This is a genomic window from Devosia sp. WQ 349K1, from assembly GCF_016595685.1.
Lineage (GTDB): Bacteria > Pseudomonadota > Alphaproteobacteria > Rhizobiales > Devosiaceae > Devosia.
The window spans coordinates 482,735-495,688 of record NZ_JAENGO010000003.1 but is presented as its reverse complement, the minus strand read 5'-3'; the positions used below and the strand labels follow the sequence as shown (position 1 = coordinate 495,688).

11 protein-coding genes are annotated in these 12,954 nt (G+C 58.5%); 8 read left to right on the top strand and 3 right to left on the bottom strand.

Annotated elements, in window-relative coordinates; genetic code table 11:
- Positions 1-24: 24 nt before the first annotated feature.
- The 5 genes from JHL21_RS08455 (at position 25) to JHL21_RS08435 (ending at position 7,259) form a co-directional block, all read left to right on the top strand.
- Entirely contained in the window at positions 25-804 is a 780-nt protein-coding gene (locus JHL21_RS08455; protein WP_200212957.1) for an SURF1 family protein, read from the top strand.
- A gap of 78 nt (positions 805-882) precedes the next feature.
- Complete coding sequence (thrC, locus tag JHL21_RS08450; RefSeq protein ID WP_200212956.1) at positions 883-2,277, top strand: threonine synthase; 1,395 nt, start codon at positions 883-885, stop codon at positions 2,275-2,277.
- Positions 2,278-2,318: 41 nt separating this feature from the next.
- Complete coding sequence (locus JHL21_RS08445; RefSeq protein WP_169195869.1) at positions 2,319-3,581, top strand: pitrilysin family protein; 1,263 nt, start codon at positions 2,319-2,321, stop codon at positions 3,579-3,581.
- 5 nt (positions 3,582-3,586) lie between these two features.
- On the top strand, positions 3,587-4,207 hold the full coding sequence (locus tag JHL21_RS08440) for a GNAT family N-acetyltransferase (protein ID WP_200212955.1): 621 nt from the start codon (positions 3,587-3,589) through the stop codon (positions 4,205-4,207).
- A gap of 172 nt (positions 4,208-4,379) precedes the next feature.
- The gene (locus JHL21_RS08435) at positions 4,380-7,259 is read left to right on the top strand and encodes an EAL domain-containing protein (RefSeq protein ID WP_200212953.1); all 2,880 of its coding nucleotides are present in this window, start codon (positions 4,380-4,382) and stop codon (positions 7,257-7,259) included.
- 16 nt (positions 7,260-7,275) lie between these two features.
- Here JHL21_RS08435 and JHL21_RS08430 read toward each other — a convergent pair whose 3' ends face one another.
- Positions 7,276-7,851 (bottom strand): YqgE/AlgH family protein, encoded by a 576-nt coding sequence (locus JHL21_RS08430; protein WP_169195872.1) that lies wholly within the window; start codon positions 7,849-7,851, stop codon positions 7,276-7,278.
- Positions 7,852-7,865: 14 nt separating this feature from the next.
- On the opposite strand from JHL21_RS08430, the gene JHL21_RS08425 reads away from it, so the two are divergent.
- From JHL21_RS08425 to JHL21_RS08415, 3 genes are all read left to right on the top strand, one after another.
- On the top strand, positions 7,866-8,774 hold the full coding sequence (locus JHL21_RS08425; protein WP_367948169.1) for a protein-disulfide reductase DsbD domain-containing protein: 909 nt from the start codon (positions 7,866-7,868) through the stop codon (positions 8,772-8,774).
- A 113-nt stretch (positions 8,775-8,887) separates the two neighbouring features.
- A complete protein-coding gene (locus JHL21_RS08420; protein ID WP_200212951.1) occupies positions 8,888-9,376 on the top strand; it encodes a peroxiredoxin in 489 nt (162 codons plus the stop codon).
- A 20-nt stretch (positions 9,377-9,396) separates the two neighbouring features.
- On the top strand, positions 9,397-9,981 hold the full coding sequence (locus JHL21_RS08415) for a hypothetical protein (RefSeq protein ID WP_182394833.1): 585 nt from the start codon (positions 9,397-9,399) through the stop codon (positions 9,979-9,981).
- Between the two features lie 82 nt (positions 9,982-10,063).
- Here the strand turns inward: JHL21_RS08415 and gcvPB are convergent, their stop codons facing one another.
- Together gcvPB and gcvPA are read right to left on the bottom strand one after the other, a co-directional pair.
- Positions 10,064-11,608 carry an aminomethyl-transferring glycine dehydrogenase subunit GcvPB gene (gcvPB, locus tag JHL21_RS08410; protein WP_200212950.1) on the bottom strand — a complete coding sequence of 515 codons (1,545 nt, stop codon included), beginning with the start codon at positions 11,606-11,608 and terminating at the stop codon, positions 10,064-10,066.
- The gene (gene gcvPA / locus JHL21_RS08405; RefSeq protein ID WP_200212949.1) at positions 11,605-12,948 is read right to left on the bottom strand and encodes an aminomethyl-transferring glycine dehydrogenase subunit GcvPA; all 1,344 of its coding nucleotides are present in this window, start codon (positions 12,946-12,948) and stop codon (positions 11,605-11,607) included. Before gcvPA ends, gcvPB begins: the two co-directional genes overlap by 4 nt.
- Positions 12,949-12,954: the final 6 nt, after the last annotated feature.

Below are 12,954 nucleotides of genomic sequence, written 5' to 3'. Positions count from 1 at the left end.
GCCCTTTTTTGTTGGAGAATGACGATGCCATCGCCCTCAGCTGTTTTGCCAAAGCGCCGCGGTTTGAAGTGGACCGATTATTTGTTCGCCGCGATCATGCTGGCCCTCGCGGGCACATGCGTGTTCTTGGGCGGCTGGCAGATGGACCGCTTGGCTGAGAAGGAGGCGTTGATCGCAGCTGTCGATCAGCGCTTGGATGCGGAGCCAGTCCCCGTACCGAGCGTCGACCAGTGGCAGCAGCTTGAGCCCGATGACTGGAATTTTACCCCGGTCAGCCTAACCGGCACATTCCGCTACACGCAGACCATAACTGTCTTCACCAGCCTCACCGATCCCCGTGGTCCCTACAAGGGGCCCGGCTATTGGGTGGTCACCCCGTTTGAGTTGGTCGATGGTGGCACGGTGTTCGTCAACCGTGGCTACGTTCCACAAGAATTACAGGAACAGGCAGCCCTTGGCGACCTGCACGGCGATGATCCGGAAACGATCACGATTGTTGGCCTCTGGCGTCAGGATGAACAGCTTGGCTGGATGACCCCAGAACCCAATAACTCAGACAGGGTCGAATGGGTTCGCAACATCGCTCGCATGGGGGCAATGGTGGATCCTGCCTTGGCACCACTGGCGCCGTTTTACGTTGATATGCTGGCGGGTGAACCCGGCGTTCTCCCACAGGCAGGCGAGACGAAAGTCACCTTCACCAATAATCACCTTGGCTATTCCATGACTTGGTATGGTTTCGCCATCATCGCTGTTCTAATGCTGGGCTATTGGCTCTGGCGACAGGCGCGAAGAGAAGTCTGACTTTGACTGTGGCGAAAGCTTGCAGCTCTCGTCGGCTTTGACTAGGTTGCAGCAATTCTAAAAGGGCGCTTTCCCTCGATGCAGTTTGTTTCTACGCGCGGCCAGGCGCCTGCGCTTGGTTTCTCCGATGCCGTTCTCGCAGGTCTTGCTTCGGACGGTGGTCTCTATGTGCCGCAAACTTGGCCGCAATTCACCCATGCGGAAATTGCGAGCTTTGCTGGTAAGCCATATGCGGAGGTCGCTTATGCAGTGATCTCTCGCTTCACTGGCGATGAAATCCCAGCCGAGACCCTCAAGCGCATCATCGATGAAGCCTATGCCACCTTCCGCCATCCTTCGGTGGCGCCGCTCGTAGAGCTTGAGCCCGGCCACTTCGTCCTCGAGCTCTTCCACGGCCCGACCTTGGCCTTCAAGGATGTAGCGATGCAGTTCCTCAGCCGCATCATGGATCATATCCTGGCTGAACGCGGCCTGCGCGCAACCATCGTTGGCGCCACGTCAGGCGACACCGGGTCAGCGGCTATTGAGGCTTTCCGTGGCCGCGACACCACTGACATCTTCATCCTGCACCCCAAGGGCCGTACGTCGGAAGTTCAGCGTCGTCAGATGACGACAGTGCTCGATTCCAACGTTCACAATATCGCGCTTGAAGGCACCTTTGACGATTGTCAGGACGCCGTTAAAGCCATGTTCAACAACCATGCTTTCCGCGATCGCGTGCGCCTCTCGGGTGTCAACTCGATCAACTGGGGCCGCATTGTTGCGCAGATCGTCTATTACTTCACGTCGGCTGTCGCCATTGGCGCACCGCATCGCAAGGTGAGCTTCACGGTCCCGACCGGGAATTTCGGCGACGTCTTTGCTGGCTACTGCGCCAAGCAGATGGGCCTGCCGGTCGAAAAACTGATCATCGCCACCAATGCCAACGACATTCTGCGTCGCACCCTGGATACCGGTCGCTATGAGATGAACGGCGTTGCGCCGACCATCTCGCCATCGATGGATATTCAGATTTCATCGAACTTTGAGCGTTTGCTGTTTGAAAGCGCCGGCCGCGATGCCGAAGGCGTATCGCGCATGATGGCAGGGTTGAAGCAGTCGGGTGGGTTCGATCTTCCAGCAAATGCCATTGCGGCCATCCGCAAGGACTTTGCAGCCGGGACGACCGGCGAAGCGGAAACCAGCAAGGTGATCGCGGACACGCAAGCCCAGAGTGCTTATCTGCTCGACCCTCACACGGCGGTCGCCGTTGGCGTGGCACAGGCTCAGCCAAAGTCTGAAGTGCCGATGATTTCGCTCTCGACTGCGCACCCGGCCAAGTTCCCGGCAGCAGTTGAGGCCGCATCCGGCATCAATCCTCCGCTTCCATCTTGGTTGGCGGATCTTTACGATCGTGAAGAACGGCTAACTGTCCTTGCGAATGATCAACAATTGATCGAAGATTTTATCGGCGCTCGTAGCCGCGCGAACTAACAAGGGGCTGCAGCTTCGGCTGAAGGCTCAGGAGGACCAGTGTGAGCGTAAAATCGACTACTCTTGATAACGGCATGGTCGTGTTGACTGACGACATGCCGCATCTGGAAAGCGCTTCTCTGGGAGTTTGGGTTCGCGCCGGTGCGCGCTCCGAGCGCAAAACCGAGCATGGTGTCTCGCACCTCTTGGAGCATATGGCTTTCAAGGGGACGCACACCCGCACGGCGCTCGAAATTGCGGAAGCAATTGAAAATGTGGGCGGCGATCTCAATGCTGCGACTTCCATTGAACACACAGGCTATTTCGCTCGCGTGCTCAAGGACGACGTCGTTCTCGCTGCCGACATCCTTTCCGACATTCTGCAGAACTCCAAGTTCGATGAAGACGAACTCGCGCGCGAAAAGCAGGTGATTGTTCAGGAGATTGGCGCTGCTCGCGACAATCCCGACGACTATGTCTTTGACATGTTCCAGCAGGCTGCTTTCCCAAATCAGCCGATTGGCCGCACCATTTTGGGCACTGCGGAATCGGTCCGGGAATTCTCCGCAGACACCGTCCACAAATACATGCGCCGCAACTATGTGGGCGATCACATGGTTCTGGCCGCAGCTGGCAATGTCGATCACGATGGCCTTGTCGAGGTCGCGCGCAGCCGCTTTGCTGATTTGACGCCAAATGGTGCTCCAGCGCCGCAGCGCGCTGAGTATCAGGGCGGGGAGGCGCGTGTGTCCTCGGATCACGAGCAGGCTCATATCGTTCTGGGCTTCCAGGGCCGCGCCTATAATTCTGATGGGTTCTACGCCTCGCAAGTGCTCGCTTCCATTCTCGGCGGCGGCATGAGCTCGCGTCTCTTCCAAGAGGTGCGTGAAAAGCGTGGCCTTTGCTATTCGGTCTATGCCTTCCACTGGGCCTTCGCCGATAGCGGCGTCTTCGGCGTTGCAGCAGCAACCGGCGAAGAAGAAGTGCCCGAGCTGATCCCTGTCGTGCTCGATGAGCTTCGGCGTGCCACCGAGACCATCACCGATGAAGAAGTGATGCGCGTCCGCAATCAGATTCGCGCCGGGCTCCTCATGTCGCTCGAAAGCCCATCGGCGCGCGCTGGCCAGTTGGCCCGTCAGCAGATCCTTTGGGGCCGCACGATCCCGATGGCTGAAACAGTGGAACGCATCAACCGCATCACTGCGGCGCGCGTGCGGGAAGTGGCGGAACAAATCTTCACCACCGGTGTCCCCACACTGGCCGGCATCGGTCCGATTGATCATCTGGCCGACGTTCAAACCATTGGCGAAACCCTAAAGCGGTAGTCATCATGCTCTGGCCTTGGTCATCTCCAGCATCGCTGGTTGTGTTAAAGGCCGGAGACATCACCCTCCGCTTGCCCGCTATGCGCGACTACGATCAGTGGGCAACGCTGCGTCGGCAAAGCTATGATTTCCTCCGTCCCTATGAACCGCGCTGGTCTGAAAAGGATTTGGCGCGACGCATCTACGCCCATCGCGTCAAACGCGCCCGCATCGAGGCGGAAGAAGGCACAGACTACACCTTCTTCGTTTTCCTTCACGATGGGCAAAAGGATGTCCTCGTTGGCGGCGTGACGCTCTCCAACATCCGCCGACGTGCCGCTCAGTTCGCCAATCTTGGCTATTGGATGGGACAACGCTACGCCGGGCAGGGGATTATGAGTCGGGCCGTCGCACTCCTCATTCCCTTCGCCTTTGAGACGCTGGATTTACACCGCCTCCACGCGGCCTTCATTCCAAACAACCGCGCGTCCCGCCGAGTTCTCGAAAAGAATGGTTTCAAGGAAGAGGGGTTTGCCGACCACTATTTGCAGATCGATGGGCGTTGGGCCGACCATATTTTAATGGGGCTTTCACGCGAGCGCTGGATGATGTTGTCTTGGCAAAAATCAACGCAGCGATACGTCTGATCCACATGTTGCTTCCTCGCAACAATGTCAGAAGCTTGTCGCGTCATGGTTTCTCCCTTACCAAGTTAATCGATCCTCTGGAGGATGAACCGACCAAGCTGTGTCAGAGATTGTGTTCACGATCTGCGACCGTTGCCATAATGAAGCCTAGCGCAGGATTTAACTGCCTCTAATGCGTCATCTGTTTGCACTCGCGACCGTGTTCGCGCTCGCTCTGTTTAGCCTAGCGCCAGCGCAAGGTTTTGAAGTCATTTCCGTCCCTGAGGACGTGAAGGCTGTGAATTTGTCTGATGTTGTCGAGATTGTTCCCGGTCAGGATGGCCGTGTGCAGCTTTCGACCGCGCCGGACAGCAGCGGCATCATTCGGCGCATTGAGGTGTTGGCCAACGAGCTGGGTACCAATCCAAGCTTTGCCTTGTTCGCCTTGCGCAACGACAGCGATCAGCAGATCGAACGCCTGCTGGTTTCCCCTTATTACCGCCTGCCTGATTCTGGCGTCCTGACCCCAGATTTGGGGCAAAGCCGCATCACCACCGTCACGCCAAGCTCAGGCATTCGCCCTGAACGCGTCGTCGACCCGGAAGCGGACGTGTTTGAAGTGACGCTCGACCCGGGCGCCACCATGACCGTGATCGCCGAGCTGAGCGGCGGCAGCCTGCCAGAGCTGTACCTCTGGGAGCCGAACGCCTACCGCGACTATGTGAACTCCTTCACCTTGTTCCGTGGCGTGGTCCTCGGCGTTGCCTCGCTCGCAGCGGTGTTTCTCACCATCATGTTCGTGGTCAAGGGGCGCGGCGTATTCCCGGTCACTGCCGCGTTTGCATGGGCCGTATTGATCTACCTGCTGATCGATTTTGGCATTCTCGGGCGCATCCTCAACCTGCCTGCTGACGGCGTTCAACCATGGCGTGCGGCGGCGGAGGCGCTCTTAGCGACAACCCTTGCCGGGTTCTTGTTTATCTATCTCAATCTACACCGCTGGCATCTGCGCTTCGTCCATTTGGCGATGGGACTCGCCGCGCTGTTTCTGGCTCTCTTTGCCTTCGCCTTCTTCCAGCCAGCCATTGCCGCAACCATTGCGCGTGTGGTTTTGGCCATGCTCGGCGTTTCTGGCTTCTTCCTGATCCTGATGCTGGCTTTGCGCGGTTATGACCGCGCTGTGCTGCTGGTCCCCACGTGGATCATCTTTATCGCGCTGCTGTTCTATTCTTGGCTCGTCATCTCGGGTCAGGTGACCAATGACATTGCCCAGCCAGCCGTCGCTGGCGGCTTGGTGCTCATTGTCATGCTCTTGGGCTTTACGGCGGTCCAACACGCCTTCTCTGAAGGGCAGGTGACCATTGGCACCCTGTCCGAAGTTGAGCGCCGTGCGCTCGCCCTCACGGGTTCGGGCGACTTCGTCTTCGATTGGAATATCGAGCGTGACCGCGTCACCGTCAGTGATGAGCTGGCGACGCGTCTCGGCGAAAAGCGTGGTGCGTTGCGCGGCGCCATCAAGCGCTGGCTCGACCGTGTTCATCCCGAAGACCGCGATCGCTTCCGTACCGCTTTCGATACGTTGGTTGAGCTGCGCCGCGGCAAGGTTTCCGCCGATATGCGGATTGCCGGTCACGATGGCAATTTCCGCACCTTCCGCATGCGCGTGAAGCCCGTTCTGGGTGGCGACGGCCAGGTCAACCGTATTGTTGGTACGTTGCAGGATGTCACTGAAGATCGTGCTGCGCGCGAACGTCTCTTGCATGACGCTGTGCACGATAGCCTGACTGGCCTGCCAAACCGTCAGCTGTTCTTGGATCGCTTGGATCGCGCACTGGTGCGTGCCCGCGCGCCGGGTGGGATCAAGCCGGCCGTGTTCCTTATCGACATCGATCGGTTCATGGAGCTTGAGGAGCGCATTGGCCATTCCGCAGCCGACTCGGTGCTGCTGGCCATTTCGCGCCGTATCTCGCGTCTGATGCGTCCGCTTGATACGCTGGCTCGTGTTACCGGTGATCAGTTCGCCGTCATCTTGGCGTCAGAACAAGCGGCTGCAAAAATCGCTGAAACGGCTGAGCAGATCCGTAAGGCGCTCAAGCAGCCTTTCAACTTTGGTGATCGTGACCTGATGCTGACTGCCTCTATTGGCGTCACCATCTACGACAGCAACCCATCCACGCCTCAGGATGTGCTTCGCGACGCCGAACTGGCAATGTATTACGCAAAGCGTCTGGGCGGCGATCGTATCGAAGCCTATCGCGCTTCGGCCCGCTCCATTGCCTCCTACAACAAGGCCAGCGAGGAAGACCTCGAACGCGGTCTCAAGCTGGGTGAGTTGCAGGTTCAGTTCCAGCCGATCATGGACATCCACTCCGGCCAACTTGCCGGGTGTGAAGCGCTGATGCGCTGGAACCATCCAACCCGTGGCATCGTCACGCCCGATGAGTTCGTGCCTTTGGCCGAGCGCTCTGGTCAGATCAGCCGTCTGGGCCGCCTCGCCTTTGAACAGGCCGCAGCCCAAGCCCGCGAGTGGATGACGACGATTGGGCTGCCCGAGAATTTCTTCATCTCGGTGAACCTCTCGCCCTCCCAACTCGCCAACGACAATATCCTCAACGATATGCGCAGCCTCTTGGCGCAAGATCGCGACTTGGCGAATTACTTAAAACTCGAAATCACCGAAAGTCAGGTGATGACCAATCCTGAGCACTCAGCCTTCATGCTCGAAGCGCTGCGCAATCTGGGACTTGGTATCGCGCTGGATGATTTCGGTACGGGGCATTCCTCTTTTAGCTATCTGCACCGCTTCCCAATCGACACCATCAAAATCCCAGCGAACTTTATCCGCTTGGGCACGGACTCCGGCATTGCGAATACGCAGGCGCCGATCATCCGCGCCATCGTCAGCATGGCGACAGATCTTGATCTGATGGTGATCGCTGAAGGCGTTGAGACGCTGGACGAGATCGAGCGCTTGCGTCAGCTCAACTGCCGCTATGCGCAGGGCTTTGCGTTCTCGGGCGCTATCAGTGGCGTTGAACTGGGTAAGAAACTCGCAGCACAACTCGGGCGCTAAGCCCGAGTTCTTCGCCTTAGCCGTGCCCGACGGCTGAGCTTAGCGAGGCGGGCGTGATCCGCAGGCTATCAAGCGCGTGCTGATAGCGCTTTTCTGGTGGGACATCGAATAGCAGAGCCCGGTCATAGGGAATGGTCAGCCAGCCATTGGCGGCGATTTCATCTTCCAATTGGCCGGGGCTCCAGCCGCAACACCCCAGAGCAAACAGCGAGCGCTGCGGAGCCGGGCCATAGGCCATGGCGCGCATCACATCCAAGGTTGCGGTCAGCCCAACGCCATCGTTCACCTTATAGGTATTGCCGCTGGTGTAATCGCCGGTGTGCAGCACAAACCCGCGTCCCTTTTCGACCGGCCCGCCACGCAGGACAATGCGCTCGCCGTTTGAGTCTGGCAGGCGTTTAGTCGATTGCGGTGCGCTGAGGTCCAACTCGTCGAGCACGTCAGCAAAGGTCATGGTCTCAAGTGGTTGGTTGACCACGAGCCCCATCGCGCCCTCGTCGCCGTGTCCGACGACGAAGATGACGCTTTCCGTAAAATTTTCATCGTCCATGTCTGGCATGGCGATGAGGAAGTGACCTTCGAGCGAATTCATATGACTATTCTAGAATGCTAGAGCCTGAGTGCCAAGCGCGGCATACGCTAAACTGCTCATCATGCTCGCTTACATCATGCCTTTGTTTTTCCATGTTATCTGTGCTCCAATGGGTCATGCGCTCAATTGTTTCCCTCATTTTTTTACTGTCAGCCGCGCCAGTTATTGGCGCAGAGACCCCTTGGGTCGAGATCGCGCCCGCGGTTGAAGTGCGTCTCATTAGCGATGGGAATGTTGATTCTGAGGGTAAGACTTGGGCCGGTTTAGAGCTGAAAATGCCGCCGACCACGAACACCTATTGGCGCGTTCCAGGGCAGGCGGGTTTTGCCGCGCAGTTTGATTTTGGGAAAAGTGAGGGGGTTACGGACGTCGCCGTCCACTGGCCCTATCCAGAGCGCAAACGCATCGGCAGCCTTCTCGATTATGTGTATCACGGTGACGTCATCCTCCCCTTTGAGGTGGATGTGTCGGACCCGTCAGGCACCCTCAAGCTCGATGCGGTTCTCGGTATCTGCGAAGAAATTTGCATTCCCGCGCAAGTTAGTTTTGAGCTCGACCTTAATACGTATCAAGCTGACCGCGCCAATGCTTCACGCCTGAAGCAGGCCTTGGCAGATGTCCCAATCGCGTGGGATCAAGACAGTCCTGCCTATGGGGCATTGGGTTTGAACGCAGATGGCAAGAGCGTCTGGGTTCGCGACCTCTCAGCAGAAATCGATCCGGACAGCGTCATCATCGACATGGGCCCCTCCGGTCCAGTATTTGGCGCGCCGCAAAAAAGCCTTGGGGAGCCCCTAGTCCTGCTTCCCATATTGAACAAAACCGACAATAGTGCCTTGGAAGGTCAGACTGTGGAGATCACATTCATGACCGATCAGGGAGCCTATGCGGTTCGCGGGATGATTGAGCCAGCCACCGACTAATGCTGCATGCTGTTGTTGCAGCCTTTGACTTGCTTGTGATCCTAGAAGCGCATATCGGATGAGTAGTATTTGAGGTAGGGCGGCGTATCCGCCAAATAGGGGCCAATCCAACGATGATTGAACGCGGCAATCCGATCCCTTCAGTTGGGATCAAGTTGGTAACGGCAGAAGGCACCACCGACGTCGATAGCGCTGCAGCGCTCGGCGAAGGCTTGGTCGTTCTGTTCTCAGTCCCCGGTGCGTTTACACCAACCTGCCACGTCAATCATCTGCCCGGCTTCCTTGCCAGTGCTGAAAAGCTTCGCGCTGCCGGTGTGACCAAGATTGTTTGCGCCGCAGCCAATGATGCTCATGTCATGAAGGCTTGGGCCGAAGCGTCCAACGCGCTCAATGAAATTACCTTCATCGCCGATGGCAATGCGGACTTTGCGAGCGCTCTCGGGCTTGATCGCGATTTCAGCGCCTTTGGCATGGGTCATCGCTATGCGCGCGCCGCTATGATTATTCGCGATGGTGTCGTTGATGCCGTGTTTGTCGAGGATGCGCCTGGCGTTAATGCCAGCGGTGCCCCGGCTATTTTAACTGCGCTCAACGCAGCCTGAGCTTCTGGAGACAGCTTTAGATGATGAACTCCCTAGTCTCCACGCTCCGCATTGGCTCCGCACTTGGCTTTGCCACGCTTCTGGCTGGCTGCTCCATGGGCAGCATGTTCGGTGGCGGCTCGTCGTCCAATGCTGGCCTACAAAACGCGACAGCAGCGCCAATTGCCGTTGCCAGCGCACAGACCAACGCCTTGCCGGTCATCGCTACGGAATGCCCTGCCATTAAGGTCCGTCTCGGCGGCGAGGCCATGTATTTTTATGGCGGCGGTCGCACCGGCGACGCCCGCGCGCTCCAGTATCAGGGCGTGATCGACCAGGCGACGCGCAACTGCGTGGTGTCCAACGGTCAGATCACCGTAAACATGGGCGTCAGCGGCCGTATTCTGCTCGGTCCTTCCGGCAAGCAGACCTCGGTCAACGCACCGATCCGTTTTGCTGTCGAGCGTGACGGTCAGGCGATCTTCTCGGAAAAATACAACGTACCCGTGGCACTGACGCCTCCGGCTCAAATGTCGGAATTCGTCAAGGTCGTCGAAAACGTCAAGATCCCATACCTGGGCGGCGAAAGCATCACCATCTGGGTCGGCTTCGACCCACGCGGCTAAGACCCTCGCCTAAGCGCTCTGCGCGACAGGCAGGAGCTTCTGACATGATATAAAAAGGCCCGGATCGCTCCGGGCCTTTTCTTTATTCAGCGGCCTTTGGAATTTCGGCTGCTCGTTCCCACTTGAGGATCGGCTGACGCGCTGCACGCGTTTCATCGAGACGTCGACGCGGGGCCTTCATCGGTGCGCCGGTGAAACGAGCGGCATTGCCAGATTTTGCCTCGGTGGCAAGCTCCGCCATGACATCGCAGAAGCGGTCCAAGGTCTGCTTGCTTTCGCTTTCTGTCGGCTCGATCAGCATCGCCCCATGCACAACCAGAGGGAAGTACATGGTCATCGGGTGGAAGCCCTCGTCGATCAGCGCCTTGGCAAAATCGAGCGTGGTGACGCCGGTGTCCTTGAGGAAGCTATCGTCAAACAGGGCTTCGTGCATTGTCGGGTAATCCGGGAACGGAACCGAGAACAGATGCTGAAGCCGCGCCTTGACGTAGTTCGCGTTGAGCACCGCGTCTTCTGCAGCCTGCGCCAGCCCGTCAGCGCCGTGGCTGAGCATATAGGTCAGCGCCCGCACATACATGCCCATCTGCCCGTGGAAGGCCGTGACGCGTCCCAGAACCTGAGCTTCGACATGCTCGACCAGCTCCAACCCCTGAGCGCCCTTGCGTACAAATGGCACGGGCGCAAACGGGGCAAGCGCTTCCGACAGCACAACAGGGCCTGCGCCCGGACCGCCGCCGCCGTGTGGTGTTGAGAAGGTCTTGTGCAGATTGATGTGCATGGCGTCGATACCAAGATCGCCCGGACGCACCACACCCACAATGGCGTTAAAGTTTGCGCCATCGCAGTAGAAATAGGCCCCGGCATCGTGGATCGCCTGCGCGATCTCGATCACCTGAGGCTCAAACAACCCGCAGGTATTGGGGTTGGTCAGCATGATCGCGGCAACCTCTGGCGTGATCGCAGCCTTCACTGCTTCCACGTCAACAGTGCCATCAGCCTTGGCCGGAACAGGCTTCACCGTATAGCCCAAGAAAGCAGCCGTTGCCGGATTGGTCCCGTGCGCGCTTTCCGGCACGAGAACCACATTCCGGTGGCTTTCGCCCTTGGCGTCCTGCGCCGCCTTGATCGCCATCATGCCCAGCAGCTCGCCATGCGCACCCGCTTTGGGCGAGAGCGCCACAGCCGCCGTATTGGTCAGCGTCATCAGCCAGTGGCTGAGCTCATTCATCAGCTCGAGCGCACCCTGAACCGTCGAGACCGGCTGGAGCGGGTGAATATCCGAAAAGCCCGGCAAGCGCGCCGTCTTCTCGTTGAGGCGCGGATTGTGCTTCATCGTGCACGAGCCTAGCGGATACATGCCACTATCAATCGAGTGATTGAGGCGCGACAGGCGCACGTAGTGGCGCATGGCTTCCGGCTCCGTCAGCCCCGCCAGATCAAGCTTGGTCTTGCGCTCAAACCCGCCGAGACGCGCATTAGAAATCTCGACTTCGGGCAGATCAACGCCCGAATGCTCGGTGTCGCCAATTTCAAACAGCAGCGGTTCATCGGGCAGCAGCGCCGAACCCGATGCGCCCGTGCTGGCAGTGCCCACTCCGGTCGGGCGGCCTTGCGTATTCATGCTCATGCCAATGCCTCCGCCAGCGCCGCTGTTAGCGCCGCAATATCGCCGTCCGTCGTCAGCTCGGTTGCCGCGAGAATGATGAGGTTTTCAACCCCCGGATCACCCGGCAGCAGGCGGCTTGCCGGAACACCCGCCAAAATGCCCTTCTGTGCCAGTGCCTCGACCACGTGGTCAGCAGCCTTAGCGGTGCGAATGGTCATCTCATTAAAGAAGGTTGTGTTCAGAACGCTCACACCGGCAACGCTAGCCAACGCATCGGCAAGCTTGACCGCATTGGCGTGGTTGAGCCGCGCCAGCCGCACAAACCCAGCCTCGCCCAGCAGCGCCATATGAATGGAGAAGGCGAGGGCGCACAGGCCAGAATTGGTGCAAATATTGCTCGTCGCCTTTTCGCGACGGATATGCTGCTCGCGGGTCGAGAGCGTTAGCACGAAGCCGCGATTGCCATCCGCATCGACGGTTTCGCCACACAGGCGGCCCGGCATTTGGCGAACATATTCTTTCTTTGTGGCCATCAGACCCAGATAGGGGCCGCCAAAGTTGAGCGCATTACCAATCGACTGGCCTTCGCACACAACAATGTCCGCTCCAAGAGCGCCCGGAGCCTCTAGGAGGCCCAAAGACACGACTTCTGTAACCACGACGATGAGCAGCGCCCCAACAGCGTGAGCGGCCTCCGCTGCGGCTTTAAGATTGCGCAAATGGCCGTAAAAATCCGGCGTCTGAATAACGATAGCGGCGGTATTACCGTCGATCTGTTCCAGAATGTCGCCCTGACCCTCGGGCGAGGGGGACAGGCAGATCAGATCCGGATCATCCTTGAGATAAGCCTTCACCACATCGCGGTAGTGCGGGTGCAGACCACCCGAGAGCAACACCCGGCTTTTGCGGGTGATACGGCGCGCCATCAGCACGGCTTCTGCCGTCCCGGTCGAGCCATCGTACATAGAGGCGTTGGCCACATCCATGCCGGTGATTTTTGCCACCTGCGTCTGGAATTCAAAGAGCATCTGCAAAGTGCCCTGCGAAATCTCCGGTTGATAGGGCGTATAGGCCGTCAGCCATTCCGAACGCTGGATCAGGTGATCAACCGTTGCTGGAATATGGTGGCGATAAGCGCCAGCACCGACGAAGAAGGGACCATTACCTGCGGCGTGGTTCTTGTTGGAAAGCGCCCGCATATGCGCCTCAACCAAAAACTCGGGGCTATGGGCAGGCAGGTCAAGGGTGAAGCTCTTGAGCGCGGAGGTCGGGACAGCGCTGAACAGCGCCTCAATATTTGCCGCGCCGATTGTGCCGAGCATGTCGGCACGTTCGTGGGCTGAGTGGGGAAGATAGCGCATCGATGT

Coding starts and splice junctions, on each gene's coding strand:
- JHL21_RS08455 (WP_200212957.1), top strand. CDS start 25: ATGCCATCGCCCTCAGCTGTTTTGCCAAAGCGCCGCGGTTTGAAGTGG.
- JHL21_RS08420 (WP_200212951.1), top strand. CDS start 8,888: ATGATTGAACGCGGCAATCCGATCCCTTCAGTTGGGATCAAGTTGGTA.
- gcvPA (WP_200212949.1), bottom strand. CDS start 12,948: ATGCGCTATCTTCCCCACTCAGCCCACGAACGTGCCGACATGCTCGGC.
- JHL21_RS08415 (WP_182394833.1), top strand. CDS start 9,397: ATGATGAACTCCCTAGTCTCCACGCTCCGCATTGGCTCCGCACTTGGC.
- JHL21_RS08440 (WP_200212955.1), top strand. CDS start 3,587: ATGCTCTGGCCTTGGTCATCTCCAGCATCGCTGGTTGTGTTAAAGGCC.
- gcvPB (WP_200212950.1), bottom strand. CDS start 11,608: ATGAGCATGAATACGCAAGGCCGCCCGACCGGAGTGGGCACTGCCAGC.
- JHL21_RS08430 (WP_169195872.1), bottom strand. CDS start 7,851: ATGAATTCGCTCGAAGGTCACTTCCTCATCGCCATGCCAGACATGGAC.
- thrC (WP_200212956.1), top strand. CDS start 883: ATGCAGTTTGTTTCTACGCGCGGCCAGGCGCCTGCGCTTGGTTTCTCC.
- JHL21_RS08425 (WP_367948169.1), top strand. CDS start 7,866: ATGCTAGAGCCTGAGTGCCAAGCGCGGCATACGCTAAACTGCTCATCA.
- JHL21_RS08435 (WP_200212953.1), top strand. CDS start 4,380: ATGCGTCATCTGTTTGCACTCGCGACCGTGTTCGCGCTCGCTCTGTTT.